The organism is Rhodovulum euryhalinum, from assembly GCF_004342445.1.
Classification (GTDB): domain Bacteria; phylum Pseudomonadota; class Alphaproteobacteria; order Rhodobacterales; family Rhodobacteraceae; genus Rhodovulum; species Rhodovulum euryhalinum.
On record NZ_SLWW01000003.1, the window covers coordinates 86668 to 101684 of the forward strand.

Annotated in this window: 17 protein-coding genes; 8 read left to right on the forward strand and 9 right to left on the reverse strand. The window is 67.9% G+C overall.

What is annotated here, in order from left to right; all coding sequences use genetic code 11:
* Nucleotides 1–127 precede the first annotated feature (127 nt).
* The 5 genes from EV655_RS04530 to EV655_RS18555 all read left to right on the forward strand — a co-directional run bounded on the left by EV655_RS04530 (nucleotide 128) and on the right by EV655_RS18555 (nucleotide 4581).
* Nucleotides 128–814, forward strand: a complete 687-nt coding sequence (locus EV655_RS04530; protein WP_243644985.1) for a cell wall hydrolase — start codon at nucleotides 128–130, stop codon at nucleotides 812–814.
* A gap of 98 nt (nucleotides 815–912) precedes the next feature.
* Nucleotides 913–1863, forward strand: coding sequence for a dihydroneopterin aldolase (locus EV655_RS04535; protein WP_132542290.1), 951 nt, complete (start codon nucleotides 913–915; stop codon nucleotides 1861–1863).
* 39 nt (nucleotides 1864–1902) lie between these two features.
* Entirely contained in the window at nucleotides 1903–2919 is a 1017-nt protein-coding gene (gene folP, locus EV655_RS04540; RefSeq protein WP_132542292.1) for a dihydropteroate synthase, read from the forward strand.
* Nucleotides 2916–4289 (forward strand): phosphoglucosamine mutase, encoded by a 1374-nt coding sequence (gene glmM, locus EV655_RS04545; RefSeq protein WP_132542294.1) that lies wholly within the window; start codon nucleotides 2916–2918, stop codon nucleotides 4287–4289. Before folP ends, glmM begins: the two co-directional genes overlap by 4 nt.
* A gap of 115 nt (nucleotides 4290–4404) precedes the next feature.
* A complete protein-coding gene (locus tag EV655_RS18555) occupies nucleotides 4405–4581 on the forward strand; it encodes a hypothetical protein (RefSeq protein WP_165905264.1) in 177 nt (58 codons plus the stop codon).
* 64 nt (nucleotides 4582–4645) lie between these two features.
* Here EV655_RS18555 and ilvC read toward each other — a convergent pair whose 3' ends face one another.
* From ilvC to EV655_RS04565, 4 genes are all read right to left on the reverse strand, one after another.
* Complete coding sequence (gene ilvC, locus EV655_RS04550) at nucleotides 4646–5668, reverse strand: ketol-acid reductoisomerase (RefSeq protein WP_132542296.1); 1023 nt, start codon at nucleotides 5666–5668, stop codon at nucleotides 4646–4648.
* A 104-nt stretch (nucleotides 5669–5772) separates the two neighbouring features.
* Nucleotides 5773–6978: a UbiH/UbiF family hydroxylase gene (locus EV655_RS04555; protein WP_132542298.1), complete on the reverse strand. Its 1206-nt coding sequence runs from the start codon at nucleotides 6976–6978 to the stop codon at nucleotides 5773–5775.
* A gap of 61 nt (nucleotides 6979–7039) precedes the next feature.
* A complete protein-coding gene (locus EV655_RS04560) occupies nucleotides 7040–7225 on the reverse strand; it encodes a hypothetical protein (protein WP_132542300.1) in 186 nt (61 codons plus the stop codon).
* 122 nt (nucleotides 7226–7347) lie between these two features.
* On the reverse strand, nucleotides 7348–7998 hold the full coding sequence (locus EV655_RS04565; protein WP_132542302.1) for a pyrimidine 5'-nucleotidase: 651 nt from the start codon (nucleotides 7996–7998) through the stop codon (nucleotides 7348–7350).
* 105 nt (nucleotides 7999–8103) lie between these two features.
* Here EV655_RS04565 and EV655_RS04570 point away from each other — a divergent pair, with 105 nt between their 5' ends.
* Entirely contained in the window at nucleotides 8104–8757 is a 654-nt protein-coding gene (locus EV655_RS04570) for a GntR family transcriptional regulator (RefSeq protein WP_132542304.1), read from the forward strand.
* On the opposite strand, the gene EV655_RS04575 is transcribed toward EV655_RS04570, so the two are convergent.
* The 3 genes from EV655_RS04575 to EV655_RS04585 form a co-directional block, all read right to left on the reverse strand.
* A complete protein-coding gene (locus EV655_RS04575) occupies nucleotides 8691–10730 on the reverse strand; it encodes a glycosyltransferase family 2 protein (RefSeq protein WP_132542306.1) in 2040 nt (679 codons plus the stop codon). The genes EV655_RS04570 and EV655_RS04575 overlap by 67 nt on opposite strands.
* A gap of 104 nt (nucleotides 10731–10834) precedes the next feature.
* Nucleotides 10835–12121: a homoserine dehydrogenase gene (locus EV655_RS04580; protein ID WP_132542308.1), complete on the reverse strand. Its 1287-nt coding sequence runs from the start codon at nucleotides 12119–12121 to the stop codon at nucleotides 10835–10837.
* 83 nt (nucleotides 12122–12204) lie between these two features.
* Nucleotides 12205–12462, reverse strand: a complete 258-nt coding sequence (locus EV655_RS04585; protein ID WP_132542310.1) for a hypothetical protein — start codon at nucleotides 12460–12462, stop codon at nucleotides 12205–12207.
* Nucleotides 12463–12591: 129 nt separating this feature from the next.
* Here EV655_RS04585 and EV655_RS04590 point away from each other — a divergent pair, with 129 nt between their 5' ends.
* Entirely contained in the window at nucleotides 12592–13179 is a 588-nt protein-coding gene (locus EV655_RS04590) for a TetR/AcrR family transcriptional regulator (protein ID WP_132542312.1), read from the forward strand.
* An 81-nt stretch (nucleotides 13180–13260) separates the two neighbouring features.
* Here EV655_RS04590 and EV655_RS04595 read toward each other — a convergent pair whose 3' ends face one another.
* On the reverse strand, nucleotides 13261–13635 hold the full coding sequence (locus EV655_RS04595) for a hypothetical protein (RefSeq protein WP_132542314.1): 375 nt from the start codon (nucleotides 13633–13635) through the stop codon (nucleotides 13261–13263).
* A 286-nt stretch (nucleotides 13636–13921) separates the two neighbouring features.
* On the opposite strand from EV655_RS04595, the gene EV655_RS04600 reads away from it, so the two are divergent.
* A complete protein-coding gene (locus EV655_RS04600; RefSeq protein ID WP_243644986.1) occupies nucleotides 13922–14383 on the forward strand; it encodes a hypothetical protein in 462 nt (153 codons plus the stop codon).
* Nucleotides 14384–14403: 20 nt separating this feature from the next.
* On the opposite strand, the gene EV655_RS04605 is transcribed toward EV655_RS04600, so the two are convergent.
* Nucleotides 14404–15015 (reverse strand): TadE/TadG family type IV pilus assembly protein, encoded by a 612-nt coding sequence (locus tag EV655_RS04605; RefSeq protein WP_132542318.1) that lies wholly within the window; start codon nucleotides 15013–15015, stop codon nucleotides 14404–14406.
* Nucleotides 15016–15017 lie beyond the last annotated feature (2 nt).

Here is a 15017-nt window from a genome sequence, read left to right on the forward strand (position 1 = left end):
CGTATAACATATTGAATCGCCTTGAGTACGATATGTTGCACAATTGCCACAAGGGTAGACTCCAAGGCTCTCTCGCGTTAACACTTTCGACCGGGGCTTTGTGAGCCACGCCACTTTTGGGGGAAAGATGGGTATCGTTACTGTCCGGGCAGCGGGCCTTGCGGTCGCGCTTGCGCTTACCGCTGGCGTCTCTCAGGCCGAGATGACCAGTTCTCAATCGAACGATCCGACCGCGATGCTGGGCGAGAACATTGCCCGGCTGCTTGGGGCCGAACGCAGCGCGTTGCAAAGCGTGGGCGAACGCCGGATCCGGAGGCTTGTTGCGCGTCCGGCCGAGCGCAGGGCGCGCGGGCCGGTTCGCTACGATGCGGCCTGGCTTGCTGCCCAGCCGAAGGCGCAGGGTGGCCAGGAATGGCAATGCCTGACCGAGGCGCTTTACTTCGAGGCGCGCGGCGAGACCGTCGCGGGCCAGTTCGCGGTGGCCGAGGTGATCCTGAACCGCGTCGCCTCGCAGGCCTATCCGGATTCGGTCTGCGGCGTCGTCCACCAGGGCACGGGCAAGCGCTATCAGTGCCAGTTCACCTATACCTGCGACGGCCATGCCGAGGTGATCCGCGAGCCGGCCGTCTATGACCGGATGGCCAAGATCGCGCGGATCATGCTGGATGGCGGCTCTCGCACGCTGACGAATGGCGCGACGCACTATCACACGACCGCCGTTCGCCCGCGCTGGGCCAGCCGCTTTCCGCGCACCGCGACGATCGGGGTTCATCATTTCTACCGCCGGCCAGGGATCCAGGTGGCGCAGAACTGACCGGCGCTGTCGCTTGCGGTCCGCGCCCTGCCGTCACGGGGCTGTCCGCGGCGCTGTTTCGGGGGTATCAGGGGGACAAGACCTGCCCGGAGGCCCCCATGAGTGACGACATCCGCCTTGCCTTCGCCCATCCCTCCGCGCGGGCCGAGGCGCTTGATCCCGCGCGAGCGATGCGCGATCGCATCTCGCTGCGCGACCATATCGTCGAGGTCGAGATCGGCGCCTTTCAGGCCGAGCGTGGCGCGACACAGCGGGTCCGCTTCAACGTGGTTGTCGAGGTGCGCCCGAATCCCGCGCCGATCGAGGATGATGTCGACCGCGTGCTGTCCTATGACACGATCACCGAGGCGATCACGGCCGAGCTGTCGTCGGAACGGCTGAACCTTCTGGAAACGCTTGCCGAACGGATCGCCGAGCGCATCCTCGCCGAACCCCAGGCGATGCGCGCCTTCGTCCGCATCGAAAAGCTGGACCGCGGTCCCGGCGCGCTGGGGGTCGAGATCGTGCGCGACCGCCGTCCCGATGCGCCGCGCCTCGTGCAGCCTGCCGATCCGGCCGTCGAGGCGCTGCATCACCCGCTGGTGGTTTTCCTGACCAATGCCGCGATCGCCGATCCCGCGTTGCCCCTGTGGCTTGACCGGATGGAGTCAGGGCCGCACCCGGTGGTGTTGTGCGTCGGGGCCGCCGACACGCAAGCGCCGTGCTCTGCCATCGCGCCCGCCCAGCGGCGGATCGACCTTCTGGCCATCGAGCAGAACGCCTGGGTGCTGGCGGGCCGCGATCCGCGCTGCGTCGTGCGCGGCAGCCGGACCGAGATCGACTGGGCGATGAAGCACCGGCAATTCAGTGTCTGGGCGCCGTCCAAGATCGTGCTCGATTCGGTCGAGCATCCCCCGGTCAGGCCCCGCGACGCGCTGGCGCTGGCGCTATGGTTTGCGCGCGCGCTTGAGGCGGCGCGTGTTGTGGTGATCGGCGAGGTCGCGCTGCCGCCCGCCGGGGGGCTTGATGTGACCGGCGTTCCGCCCGAGGCCGTGCTCGACGCCCTCTGAGGACTTGCCAAGCCGGGGCGCATCGCCCATTCACGGCCCATGCAGCGTTATTTTCGTCCCATCGTCCAGACCGACGCCGCCCGGCCAGCCGACGCGCTGCCGCTGGCCGGAGGCTGGGCGTGGTTCGCCATGGCCGAGGAACTGCGCCGCGACGCCCCGCCGCGTCTGGTCCCCGCGGGCACGTTGCCCGAGCCGGTGCGTGTGGCGCTGACCGCGCCGCGGCCGGCGATTGCCGGGTTGACCATGGACCAGCCGCGGCTGATGGGCATCCTGAACGTCACCCCCGACAGCTTTTCCGATGGCGGCCGGTTCGAGACGCCCGACGCCGCCCTGGCCCATGGCCGCGCCATGGCCGAGGCGGCCGACATCCTCGATATCGGCGGAGAATCCACCCGGCCGGGGTCGCGGGCGGTTTCCACGGACGAGGAAATCGCCCGCACCGCGCCGGTGATCGGGGCGCTCAGGGCTGCGGGGGTGACCTGCCCGATCTCGATAGACACCCGCAAGGCCGCGGTGGCCGAGGCAGCGCTGGCGGCGGGAGCCTGCATGGTCAACGATGTCGCCGCCCTTGCCTTCGACCCGGCGCTGGCGGGCGTGGCGGCAACTGCCGGGGTCCCGGTCTGCCTGATGCATGCGCAGGGTGACCCCGCGACCATGCAGGACGATCCGCGCTATGACGACGTGCTGCTCGACGTCTACGACATCCTGGCAAGCCGCGTTGCGGCGGCCGAGGCGGCGGGCATCCCGCGCGCCCGCATCGTCGTCGACCCCGGCATCGGTTTTGGCAAGACGGTTGCGCATAACCTTGCGCTGATCCGGGGGCTGGGCCTGTTCCACGGGCTGGGCTGTCCGATCCTGCTGGGTGCTTCGCGCAAGCGGTTTATCGGGGCGCTGGGCCGGGCCGAAACGGCCGACGCGCGGGGGCCGGGGTCTCTTGCGGTGGCGCTGGCCGGGATCGCGCAGGGGGTGCAGATCCTGCGGGTGCATGATGTGGCCGAGACGCGGCAGGCGCTGCGGCTGGACGGGGCGCTGAAAGGATACGGAGAGCCGGAATGACAAGGACGATCTTCGGCACGGATGGCGTGCGGGGCCGGGCGAACAGCTATCCCATGACCGCCGAGATGGCGTTGCGTCTGGGGGCGGCGGCGGGGCGGTATTTCCGGCGCGACCGGTCGGACAAGCACCGGGTGGTGATCGGCAAGGACACGCGCCGATCGGGCTACATGCTGGAAAACGCGCTGACCGCGGGGTTGACCTCGACGGGGATGAACGTGCTTTTGCTGGGGCCGGTGCCGACGCCAGCGGTGGGCTTTCTGACCCGGTCGATGCGGGCCGATCTGGGCATCATGATCTCGGCCAGCCACAACCCGCACGAGGATAACGGCATCAAGTTCTTCGGGCCCGAGGGGTTCAAGCTGTCCGACGAGGTCGAGGCCCAGATCGAGGCGATTCTGGCTGGCGAGATCAGGCTGGCCCAGCCCGAGAATATCGGCCGCGCCAAGCGGATCGACGACGGGCTGTGGCGCTATGCCGAATACGCCAAGACGACCTTTCCCGCGGGGCTCAGGCTCGACGGGCTCAAGGTGGTGGTCGATTGCGCGAACGGCGCGGCCTACCGCGTCGCGCCCGAGGTGTTGTGGGAACTGGGCGCCGAGGTCATCCCCGTGGGTGTCGTGCCCAACGGCTTGAACATCAATGACAGGTGTGGATCGACCCATACCGAAACCGCTGCTGCTGCCGTGGTGGCGCACGGCGCCGACCTCGGGATCTGCCTCGATGGTGACGCCGACCGGGTGATGATCATCGACGAGACCGGCACGGTGGCGGACGGCGACCAGATCATGGCACTGTTCGCCGAACGCTGGGCAGCCGAAGGACGGCTGAAGGAAGGCACGCTGGTCGCCACGGTGATGTCGAACCTCGGGCTGGAACGGCACCTGGGCGCGCGCGGCCTGCGGCTGGAGCGCACCGCCGTGGGCGACCGCTACGTGGTCGAGGCGATGCGGCGGGGGGGCTGGAACCTGGGCGGCGAGCAGTCGGGCCACATCGTGATGACCGACTATGGCACCACGGGCGACGGGCTGCTGGCGGGGCTGCAATTCCTGGCGGCGATGGTCGAGACCGGCCAGAAGGCGTCGACACTGTCCCGGCGGTTCGACCGGGTGCCGCAGATGCTGAAGAATGTGCGCTATGCCGCGGGTGCGGACCCGATGGCCGCTGCCCCGGTCAAGGCCGCCATCGCCGCGGCCGAGGCGCAGCTGACCGGCTGCGGTCGGCTGCTGATCCGTCGCTCGGGCACCGAGCCGCTGATCCGGGTGATGGCCGAATGTGAGGACGAGGCGCTGCTGGCCGAGGTGGTGGACAGTGTCGTTGCCGCCGTGGCCGAGGCCGCATCGCCCCGCGCCGATGCGCCGCCCGCCCGCTGATCGTCCTTCCTTTCGCACCGCTGGCGCGGGCGTGATCCGATCGTGAAGGTCCGCCGGTTTTCATCACCGCCGCGGACCCATAGGTGGAGGGTATCCCAACAAAAGGAGGGATATCATGACCACGATGAACCTGATCGTCATACTTGCCCTGCTTACGCTTGGCGGGGGCGCAATCTATGCGCTGATCGAAAAGCGCAAGACCGAACAACGCATGGCCGATCCACACGCGCCCAAGAGCACGCTTGCGGCGGATGCGCCCAGCACCACCCCGGACGGGCGTGGTCAGCCCTGACAGCGGATACCCGATAAAAAAAGGGCGCCCCTCGCGCGCCCTTTTCGCTGTTCGTCGTCGGAACTCAGTTCTTCGACTTGTCGACCATCTTGCCCGCGGTGATCCAGGGCATCATCGCGCGCAGCTTTTCGCCGACCTGTTCGATCTGATGGGCGTCGTTGATGCGGCGGGTGGCCTTGAAGAAGGGCTGGCCGACCGCGTTTTCCTGCATGAAGTCGCGCACGAAGCGGCCCTTCTGGATGTCGGTCAGCACCGCCTTCATGCGGGCCTTCGTTTCCTCGTAGGGCAGGATCCGCGGGCCGCTGACATATTCACCGTATTCGGCGGTGTTCGAGATCGAGTAGTTCATGTTGGCGATGCCGCCTTCGTAGATCAGGTCCACGATCAGCTTCACCTCGTGCAGGCACTCGAAATAGGCCATCTCGGGGGCATAGCCCGCCTCGACCAGCGTCTCGAAGCCCATGCGGATCAGTTCCACAAGGCCGCCGCACAGAACCGCCTGTTCGCCGAAGAGGTCGGTCTCGCACTCTTCGCGGAAATTGGTCTCGATGATGCCCGAGCGTCCGCCGCCGATCGCCGAGCAGTAGGACAGGCCGATTTCCAGCGCCTTGCCGCTGGCATCGTTGTGCACCGCGACCAGGCAGGGCACGCCGCCGCCCTTGGTGTATTCGCCGCGCACGGTGTGGCCGGGGCCCTTGGGGGCCATCATGATGACGTCGACGCCGGGCTTGGGCTCGATCAGGCCGAAATGCACGTTCAGGCCGTGGGCAAAGGCGATGGCGGCGCCGTCCTTCAGGTTGTCATGGACGTATTTGCGGTAGGTTTCGGCCTGCAGTTCGTCCGGCATGGTGAACATGATCAGGTCGCACCAGGCCGCGGCCTCGGCGATGCCCATCACCTGAAGACCCTCGCCTTCGGCCTTCTTTGCCGAGGGCGAGCCCTCGCGCAGCGCGACGACGACGTTCTTGGCCCCGGAGTCGCGCAGGTTCAGCGCGTGGGCGTGGCCCTGGCTGCCATAGCCCAGGATCGCCACCTTCTTGTCCTTGATCAGGTTGATGTCGCAGTCACGGTCGTAATAGACGCGCATGTCTTGTCCCTCGTTGCAGCGGTAGCGGCGCGCGGCGCGCCAATTCGATCCCGGGCTGAATACCGGAATCTGCGCCAGTTGCAACGCCAAGCGGGTGTTTGCGGCTACGACAGGCGCACGCCCATGCCCGCCCGCATCAGCGTCTTGCGGACCGGCGGCAGGCCGTAAAGCGCGGCGATGCCGGCCGCGCGCAGGTCGCGGATCGCAGGAGCGCCCTGCATCGAGACGCGGTTCAGGATGTCGATGCCGGTCACCCGCGCGGCGACCTCCGCGTAGCGGCGGCGGTGGTACAGCTCCAGCATGGGCGGTTCGCCGATCCGGGCGGGCGCGGCGCGGCAAAGCTCGAGCAGCACGCGCAGGTCGGCAAGGCTCATGTTCAGACCCTGCGCGCCGATGGGTGGGACGACATGGGCAGCCTCGGCCACCAGCGCCGTGCGTTCCGCCCAGAAGCGGTGCGCGATCTGGCTGATGATCGGCCAGACGGTGCGGCGCGTGACAAGGTTCAGCGGGCCGTAGATCGCGCCCGAGCGCGCCGTCATCTCGGCGTTGAACTCGGCCTCGGGCATGGACGCAAGGCGCAGCACCTCGGGGCCGCGCTCCATCCAGACGATGGCCGAGCAGGGCTTGCCGTCGCGGTCGGGCAGGGGGACCAGCGTGAACGGCCCGCCGGACCGGTGGATCTCGGTCGAGACGTTGTGATGCGGCTCGGGGTGGGTGACAGCGAAGGCCAGCGCCTTTTGTCCGTAGCGGATGGTGCGCGCGCCGATGCCCACCGCCTCGCGCACGGGCGAATTGCGCCCGTCGGCGGCGACCAGCAGTTTCGCGGAGACCCTGGTGCCATCGCTTAGCGTCACCAGCGCCTCGGCATCGCGGGTCAGCACGGATTTGGTGCCGACGCCGGGGCGGAAGGTCACCTTCGGCAATTCGCCAAGCCGCGCCACCATCTCGCGCCGGAGCAGCCAGTTCGGCAGGTTCCACCCGAAGGGCAGGGACGAGACATCGCGCGCATTGAAATCGCGGGTGACGCGGGGGGCGGGCGTCTTGCCGCCCGCATCGACAATCCGCATCACCTGAAGGTCGGTGGCATGGGGCGCCAGCCGGTCCCAGAGGCCCGCCTCTTGCAGGATTTTCAGCGAGGGCTGCAGGAAGGCGGTGGTCCGAAGGTCGGCGCCGTCCGCGGTTTCCTCGGTCACGGGCGGGGCGGGGTCCACGCAGATCACGCGGAACCCTGCCGCGCCGAACACGGCTGCGGCGCTCAGTCCGGCGACGCCGCCGCCGGAAACCAGGATGTCGGTGGTAATGCGCGTCATGGGTGCCTCCTGTCCCCGAGATAGCCCGCCCGGGCACGAGGTCCAAGAGGCGATCGCATGCCTAGCCGCGGCTGATCCAGACAAGGATGAGCAGGCAGATCGGAACTGCGATCACGGCCGGCATGTACAGCCCCAGAACGCCCCATTTCAGGATCGACAGGGCCCAGAGCCCGATCAGCGCCAGCACGACGGCCCATATTCCCGCTTCCGCCCAGAAGCTGTTCTTGCCCCCGTGATCGTCAGTCATATTCATCCCCATGAATGTTTCCCTGTTCGGACCTTAGGCGCAGCGTCACCACTTTGCAACCATCTGCATACCTATGCATGCAGAGATTCCGGATCTCCAGACAGACCTTCGGAGGGGGCGACTCAGGCGCCTGTCAGGCGTGCAAGAAATCCGCTCAGATCGTCGGTGTGATGGTGGATGTGCGAGGCGGTCTCAGGCGCGGGGGCGACATGGACGGTGCGCATGCCCATCGCGTGCGGCTCGGCCAGGTTGCGGGCGTCATCCTCGAACATCGCTGCCTCGACCGGCACGATCCCGCCCTGCGCGAACACAGCCTCGAAGGCCGCGCGCCGGGGTTTCGGCTGGAACCCGGCATGTTCGACCCCGTAGATCGCGTCGAAGACGCCGTCGAGCCCGCGCGCGGCCAGAACCCGTTCGGCATAGGGCGCGCAGGCATTGGTGTAGACGATCCGCCGGCCGGGCAGGGCGGCGATCCGTGCCCGCAGTTCCGGGTCGGGGGCGAGTTGGTCGAGCGAAATGTCATGGACCATGCTGAGATAGGGGCCGGGCTCGACCCCGTGCAGTTCCATCAGCCCCGCGAGCGTCGTGCCGTATTCGGCCCAGTACAGCTTGCGCAGCCGGTTCGCCTCGGCCCTGTCGACGCCCAGCGCCTCCATCACGAATCCGGCCATCCGGTACTCGATCTGGTCGAAAAGCCGCGCCTCGGGCGGGTAAAGCGTGTTGTCCAGGTCGAAGACCCAGCCCCGGACATGCAAGAAATCGTCGGACACCATGGGTTTGGCTTAACCGGCTGCGGCAAAAGGCACAATCACGAAGCCTTGATCTGGCGCACAGGCGTGCTTTATTGTGGACCATCGTATGCAGGAGCCATCCCCGAGATGAAGGACGTCCGCCCCGCGCACAAGGATGCGTATGAACTGATCCTAGAGGCGATCGATATTGGCGTCTACGGTCCCGGCGATCGGCTTGTGGAAAGCGAGTTGGCCGAACGCTTCGGCGTGTCGCGAACGCCGATCCGCGAGGCGTTGCAGCGGCTTGAAACGCAGTCCCTGCTGGCCCGCGACGGCCGCAGCCTGATCGTCGCCTCGCTGAGCCACGACCAGATGGCAGAACTTTACGTCGTGCGGGCCGAGCTGGAGGGCCTGGCCGCGCGGCTTGCAGCCCGCCATGCCACCGCCGAAGAGGTGCGGGTGCTGCGCGCGATGGTCGACGAAGACCGCAAGCTCTTGAACGACCCCTCGGCGATGTCGCGTGCGAACCGGCGGTTTCACAAGCAGATTCACCTGGCCTCGCACAATCGCTATCTGGTGCAGCAACTCGACCTCGTGCACCGGACCATGGCATTGATGGCGACCACGTCGCTTGCCATCGAGGGGCGGGGACAGGACGCCCTGTCCGAGCATCAGGCAATCGTGTCGGCGATCGAGGCCGGCGATGGCGATGCGGCCTATGCGGCGCTCAAGACTCACATCTCGATCGCGTTCGAGACCCGGCTGCGCCACGACGCCGAGGCGTTGATGGCCGGAGGCTGAGGCGCCGGCGCCGTGGCGTCGATCGCCCCGGCCCGCGCGATTGCGGCCGTGACGCGCGCCCGCGCCGCTGCCGCAGCGGCCGTCTCGCCGCCATCGGGTTCGCCAAGCCCATGCCGGGTCTTGTCCCAGTAGAACGGCCGCGCCGCGATTTCCCAGACCGCCTTGTAGGAGGCAAGCGCGGCCAGCGGAAAGTAAAGGTGCAGCGTCGGCAGCCAGGGAATCAGGCCCCGCTTTCCGGCTCGGGACAGGCCCATTGCGCCCACGCCCAGCGTGACCAGCTCCGAGCCGATGAACAGCACGAAAAGCGCTGTGAAGCCGTCCGCGGGGATGACCTGCGCAAGCGGGTGACCAAGTCCGAGGGGCAGTGCCCAGAACGACCAGATCAGCGGCATGAAGGTGAACTGGGTCAGCGTGCCGAGAAACAGCACCTGCATCCCGAAGAACCCCCAGGGCCCGAACTGGCGCAGCAGCCGGTCGGGGCGGCGCATGTGCGTTGCCCAGGTCATCGCATAGCCCTTTAGCCAGCGCGAGCGTTGCCGCACCCAGGGCCAGGCCCGGCAGTTGGCCTCTTCCTCGGTGACGCTGTCCAGAAACTCGGTCCGGTAGCCGTGGCGCGCAAGGCGCAGCCCCAGATCCGCGTCCTCGGTCACGTTGTGTGCGTCCCAGCCGCCCAGATCCTCCAGCACGCGGCGGCGGAAGAACAGCGTCGTGCCGCCCAGCGGCACCGGCACGCCCAGCCGCGCGAGCCCGGGCAGGACCACCCGGAACCAGGCCGCGTATTCAATGGCAAAGCAGCGCGCTAGCCAGTTGGCGCGCGCGTTGTAGAAATCGAGCACGCCCTGAAGCACGGCCACATCCGGCGCGCAGCGGTGGAAATGCTCGACCACGCGGCGCAACTGGTCGGGGGCGGGGGCATCCTCGGCGTCGTAGATGCCCACGATCGAGCCATGGCAGAAGTCGAGCGCATAGTTGAGCGCGCGCGGCTTGGTCTTGAGCGCGCCGTCCGGCACCGCAACCCGCCGCATCCAGGAAGGTAGCCGGGTTGCGTCCAGCATCGCGCGGGTTTCTGCGTCACCCGCCTCGGTCACGAGGCAGATGTCGAGAAGCGCGCGGGGGTAGTCGAGGCGCGACAGCCGCGCGATCAGGCGGGGGCCGATCTCGGATTCGCGAAACAGCGGCACGAGGATCGAGATGCGCGGCAGGCGCGCGATGGTGGCCACGGGGTGCGGTGGCGCGCGGCGGGCACGGTGCAGCGCAAGCGCCTGGGTCACGGCGGCGGCCGCCTTGACGAGGCTGCCAGCGATCATCCAGCCCACGGTCCAGAGGGTCAGCACCGTCAGCACGGATATCGGCGCCAGCGCCGCGAGCAGCACGAGGGCGGCCAGTGCGGCCACAAGTGCGGCGCGGGGGCCGCTGCGCAGCCAGAACCGGCAGCTCTCGGCCTCGGGCACGCGCGTTTCGGCGGCCCGGATCAGCACCTCGGCGCGGCAGCCGGCAATCGCATGCTGCAACTCGTCCTCGCGGCAGATCACCATGATCGCAGGGTTCAACTCGGCCGGGAGGGTCGCGGCGAGCTGTTCGAACCGGTCAGGCCGCGAGGTGGCGATCAGCGTCGCGCCGGCGAAGCGGCGCCAGGGCAGCAGGCCAAGCCGCAGGCAGATCTGCGCGCCGAGAACGTCGATCAACCGTGGATCGGGCGGGTAGGCGGCGAAATCCGCGCGGCCCGTGCCATAGTGCCGGCCCTGTGCCTCGGCCACCGCTTCGGCGCTTGTCTCGCCCTCGGCGATCAGGAATTCGCCTAGGCTGACATCCATCCGGGCCTGCTTTGCAAGCGACCGCTCCAGCGCCTCGGGATGCACCGCATCCGCGGCGAGCAGTTGCTCGCCCAGGCCCAGATCACTGCGGCGCCGGAGGGCGGATTCTGCGGTTTCGGCCTGCGCCTGCCGGACCGTCGCCAGGGAGATCACCGGCATGGCGGGTCTTTCGCTTGTTACCCGCGTTTAATGCCCGGTTAAGGTTAATGAACGGTAAAGGGCCACACCCCAAGGCTTTTCTGCGCCAGGGCCGTCCCGTGGCGTCAGACCTGCTCGATCCGGATCGCCACCGGCTCGCCGACCACGACGCCCGTTCCGGCAAAGCCCGCGCGCGCGTGGTCCAGCGCGTCGCGAGTGGTCTTGTGGGTAACCACCAGCACCGGCGCGGTGCTGGCCGAGTGGCGGTACTGGCGCATCCGGTCGATCGAGATCCCCGCCTCGCCCAGCACCGCGGCCACCTTGGCCAGGGCACCGGGTTTGTCGACCAGTTCCATCCGCAGGTAGTAGGGCGCCGCCGCGCTGGCCCGGGCGGCGCGCGCCTCTTCCAGCCCCGCAGCGGGCTGGCCGAAGGTCGAGATGCGAAAGCCGCGGGCAATGTCGATCACGTCGGCCATCACCGCGCTGGCCGTCGGGCCCTGTCCGGCGCCCGCGCCGCGCAGCACGATCTGACCCACCGCATCGCCCTCGAGCACGACCATGTTCGTCGGCCCTTCGAGCTGGCCCAGCGGTGAGGCTGCGGGCACGAGGCAGGGCGACATCCGCTGTTCCAGCCCCCGTCCGGTCATCTGCGCGACGCCCAGCAGCTTGATGCGAAAGCCCATGTCGGCCGCATGCCGGATGTCGTCGATCGAGATCCGCTCGATCCCCTCCAGCTCCATCGCCGCGAAATCGACCTGCGTGCCGAAGGCGATGGCCGCCAGCAGCGACAGCTTGTGGCCCGCATCTATCCCGCCCACGTCCAGCGTGGGATCTGCTTCGAGATACCCCAGCGCATGGGCCTCTTCGAACACCTTCGCGTAGGGCAGGCCCTCGCTTTCCATCCGGGTCAGGATGTAGTTGCAGGTGCCGTTCATCACGCCCATGACCCGGGTGATCTGGTTGCCCGCCAGCCCCTCGGTCAGGGCCTTGACCACGGGGATACCGCCCGCGACGGCGGCTTCGAACCGGATCACCCGGCCCGCCGCCTCGGCGGCTTCGGCCAGCGCCTGGCCATGGACAGCCAGCATCGCCTTGTTGGCGGTCACCACGTCCTTGCCTGCGGCGATCGCGGCCTCGGTCGCGGCCTTGGCCGGTCCGTCGGATCCGCCCATCAATTCCACGAACAGGTCGACATCGTCGCGCCGGGCCAGCGCCACCGGGTCGTCTTCCCAGGCATAGGCGGAGAGGTCCACGCCCCGGTCCTTGTCGCGGGTCCGGGCCGAGACGGCCGTGACGGTCACCGGCCGCCCGCCGCGCTGGGCGATCAGGTTCGCCCGTGACTGGACGATCTTGACGACACCGGCTCCGACGGTGCCAAGCCCGGCAATGCCGATGCGCAGGGGGGTGGTCATGGGGCGTGCTCCGGGGTGGGCTGGGCCAAGGGTTCGCCGGCGGTGTTAGCGCGAAGGCGCGGGGCTTGCAACGCGAGGCGGCGTCAGAATACCCGCGCGCGCAGCCCGGCGGCCTTGCGGCGCAGCGCCGCCGCCCGCGCGTCAAGCGCGGCGGCATCCTCGGGCGTGGCCCCGGGCGCGTCCGCGCGCGCAAGGATGGGTTCGACCGGCACGATGCGGGGAGCCTCGGTGGGCCCTTCATGCCGGGCCTCGGCGGCGTCGATTTCGGGGAACCGGGCGCAGCCGGCCAGCGCCGTCGCAAGCGCCGCTGCCGCCAGAGCCGTTGCGATCCGTACCGTCATTCCGCCGCCTCCGTTTGTCGCCCGACCTTAGCCGCGCGGCCACGTCACGGGCAAGACGCGCCGGCGCCGGTGGCGGGTCCGGATGGGGCGGGGATTGAAATGAACGATCGTTCAGATAACACTGGACCCATGGCACGCACGTCCGGTTCCCATTCCGAGATCACCGGTCCGCGGTTGCGCGAGGCGGCGCAGCGGCTGTTCGCACGGCACGGCTATGCCGCGGTCACGATGCGCCAGATCGCGGCCGAGGTCGGGGTGCAGGCCGGCGCGCTTTACAACTATATTCCCGACAAGCAGGGGCTTCTCGCGGATCTGATGCGCAGCCATCTTGAGGAGTTGCTGGCGGCCTGGGCCGAAGAACCGAGGGGCGCGGGGCCAGTCGCGGCGCTGGAGGCGTTCACGCGATTCCATATCCGCTTTCATCTCGAACGTCCCGACGCGGTGTTCATCGCCTATATGGAACTCAGGAATCTTGCGCCCCCTCATTTCGCCGAGATCGAGGCGCTGAGGAAGAGCTACGAGACCAGGCTCGAGGATATCTTGCGCGAGGGACGGGCCGCTGGGCTGTTCGACCTGCCCGACACCAAGCTCGCGACACTGGCGGTGATCGCGATGCTGACCGGCGTGACCACCTGGTATCGCGAAGACGGACGGCTAAGCCGCGACAAGGTCGCCGGGCTCTACTGGGACATGGTCCGCAAGACGGTCGGGGCCTGAGGCCATGCCCTGCGTCCTTGTCGAACGCGAACGCCCGGCGGGGTTGCCGCCGGGCGAAAGACCTGCAATCACGTCAGGCGATTACTTCTGCGGTTCGCCGCTGACGATCGAGCGGATGAACTTGTTGAAGCCGCTGTCGTTCCCGCTGGACGCACTGCCCGGCGTCGTCAGCTCGGAGTCGAACATGGTCGCTTTTTCGCTCAGCAGCGGCCATTTCATCGCCTTCGAGAAGGGCGTGGGATCGTCGGTCTTGAGTTCGACGGCCGATCCGCGGCTGCTGATGAGTGCCCACTTCATCATGTCGGACAGAGGCGTGGACCCGGTGCTGAGAACCGGGTTGGTGTAGAGCTTCGACTCGAGCACCGGGTTCGTGTAGGTCTTGGTCTCGACCTGCGGGTTCGTGTAGGTCTTGGTCTCGACCTGCGGGTTCGTGAAGGTCTTGGGAGTGTCAGTCATGATCCACCTGTCTTGATCCTGTCCACCAAACGAGTTGGCTTCCACACAAACATGGCGTGTTGTGCGCGGCGGGCAAGGTGATTTTTCGCCGCGTCTGGCGTTCGGGCACTTGACAGGCCCCGGTTTGCCCAATGCCTGGGCGGTCTGGGCGATTGTCAGCCGGGGGGCGAGTCACGCTTCGCCCTTGGCCGCGCGTGCCACGGCCGCTACAGGGGGCCGGTGGATCGCGAAAAGGGGATGTAACGGGCCGATGACCGAGGATCTTGCCGTTTTGCGCGTTTCTGTGGTGCGTCGGGCCGTTGGCCTCGGGGCGATGCTGATGCTGGCCGGGCTGATGCTGTCGGTGGCGCTGTTCCGGCCGCCCGCCGATCCGCTCTGGCGTGGATTCCTGCTGGCTCTGGGCGCGGGCGTGCTGGTGCTGGGTGAGGCAATGCGCCGCGCCACGGGGCGCCCGCTTCGGCTTACGCGCGAGGGGCTTTTCGACAGCGACGGCCGCGAACTGGCCCGGATCGACGAGATCGCCGGAATCGATCGCGGAATGTTCGCGTTGAAGCCGTCGAATGGCTTCACCCTGAGGTTGAATGTTCCCAAGCCGCGCGCCTGGGCGCCGGGGGTGTGGTGGCGGATCGGGCGCCGGATCGGCGTGGGCGGCGTCACGTCGGCGGCACAGGCCAAGGCGATGGCCGAGATCCTGACCCTTGTCATGGCCGAACGGCGCGAGGCGGGCGAGGGAGGCGGAGGGGCCTGACGGGCAGGGTGCGCGCCCGCTCAGGTCGAGCCGGTGCTGCAGACGCCCGCGGTGTCTTCGAATTCCAGCTTGGGCACGAAGCGCAGCCGTGTGACAACGAAACTGTCCATGGTGCTGGGAAAAACGCCGAACCAGACCGGCGGGCGGTACAGAACCTGGGTCTCGACGATGATCGCCCGCTCGGCAGGCGGCATCATCGGCACATTCTCGTCATAGATCGCCTCGAGCTGACCCAAGGTCATCGGGGCGATACCATCCGTGCCGCAGGACCAGTCTATGGCCAGGTCGCGACTCGATCCGCCGGACTTGCTGTTGTCGTAATAGGTCACCAGCGTGACGCGAAGACGCCCCATCTTGTCGGGGGTATTGGTCAGCAGATTGAAGACATCGTCCAGCCCCGCGATGTAGGTCGGCGTCACCGGAGTGTCGTCATCCATCTCGCGGCTCAGCAGGTCCGAGATCGTGTAGGCGCCCTTGAGGTTCAGCGTCTTCATCTGGAAACCGTAGAAATAGACGATGATTCCCAGGATCGCCCAGATGAAGAAGGGCATCACCAGCAGCAGTTCGATCACCATGTTGCCGCCTGTGTCGCGGGCAAAGCGGCGGAACGGAGAGGTCAGGGCGCGCAGCATCG

What these genes read in the sequence shown, in the direction of transcription:
- EV655_RS04535 (WP_132542290.1), top strand. Translation starts at nt 913, where the DNA reads ATGAGTGACGACATCCGCCTTGCCTTCGCCCATCCCTCCGCGCGGGCC.
- EV655_RS04570 (WP_132542304.1), top strand. Translation starts at nt 8,104, where the DNA reads ATGAAGGACGTCCGCCCCGCGCACAAGGATGCGTATGAACTGATCCTA.
- EV655_RS04595 (WP_132542314.1), bottom strand. Translation starts at nt 13,635, where the DNA reads ATGACTGACACTCCCAAGACCTTCACGAACCCGCAGGTCGAGACCAAG.
- EV655_RS04580 (WP_132542308.1), bottom strand. Translation starts at nt 12,121, where the DNA reads ATGACCACCCCCCTGCGCATCGGCATTGCCGGGCTTGGCACCGTCGGA.
- EV655_RS04555 (WP_132542298.1), bottom strand. Translation starts at nt 6,978, where the DNA reads ATGACGCGCATTACCACCGACATCCTGGTTTCCGGCGGCGGCGTCGCC.
- glmM (WP_132542294.1), top strand. Translation starts at nt 2,916, where the DNA reads ATGACAAGGACGATCTTCGGCACGGATGGCGTGCGGGGCCGGGCGAAC.
- EV655_RS04605 (WP_132542318.1), bottom strand. Translation starts at nt 15,015, where the DNA reads ATGCTGCGCGCCCTGACCTCTCCGTTCCGCCGCTTTGCCCGCGACACA.
- EV655_RS04585 (WP_132542310.1), bottom strand. Translation starts at nt 12,462, where the DNA reads ATGACGGTACGGATCGCAACGGCTCTGGCGGCAGCGGCGCTTGCGACG.
- EV655_RS04560 (WP_132542300.1), bottom strand. Translation starts at nt 7,225, where the DNA reads ATGACTGACGATCACGGGGGCAAGAACAGCTTCTGGGCGGAAGCGGGA.
- EV655_RS04575 (WP_132542306.1), bottom strand. Translation starts at nt 10,730, where the DNA reads ATGCCGGTGATCTCCCTGGCGACGGTCCGGCAGGCGCAGGCCGAAACC.
- folP (WP_132542292.1), top strand. Translation starts at nt 1,903, where the DNA reads ATGCAGCGTTATTTTCGTCCCATCGTCCAGACCGACGCCGCCCGGCCA.
- EV655_RS04565 (WP_132542302.1), bottom strand. Translation starts at nt 7,998, where the DNA reads ATGGTGTCCGACGATTTCTTGCATGTCCGGGGCTGGGTCTTCGACCTG.
- EV655_RS04530 (WP_243644985.1), top strand. Translation starts at nt 128, where the DNA reads ATGGGTATCGTTACTGTCCGGGCAGCGGGCCTTGCGGTCGCGCTTGCG.
- EV655_RS18555 (WP_165905264.1), top strand. Translation starts at nt 4,405, where the DNA reads ATGACCACGATGAACCTGATCGTCATACTTGCCCTGCTTACGCTTGGC.
- EV655_RS04590 (WP_132542312.1), top strand. Translation starts at nt 12,592, where the DNA reads ATGGCACGCACGTCCGGTTCCCATTCCGAGATCACCGGTCCGCGGTTG.
- ilvC (WP_132542296.1), bottom strand. Translation starts at nt 5,668, where the DNA reads ATGCGCGTCTATTACGACCGTGACTGCGACATCAACCTGATCAAGGAC.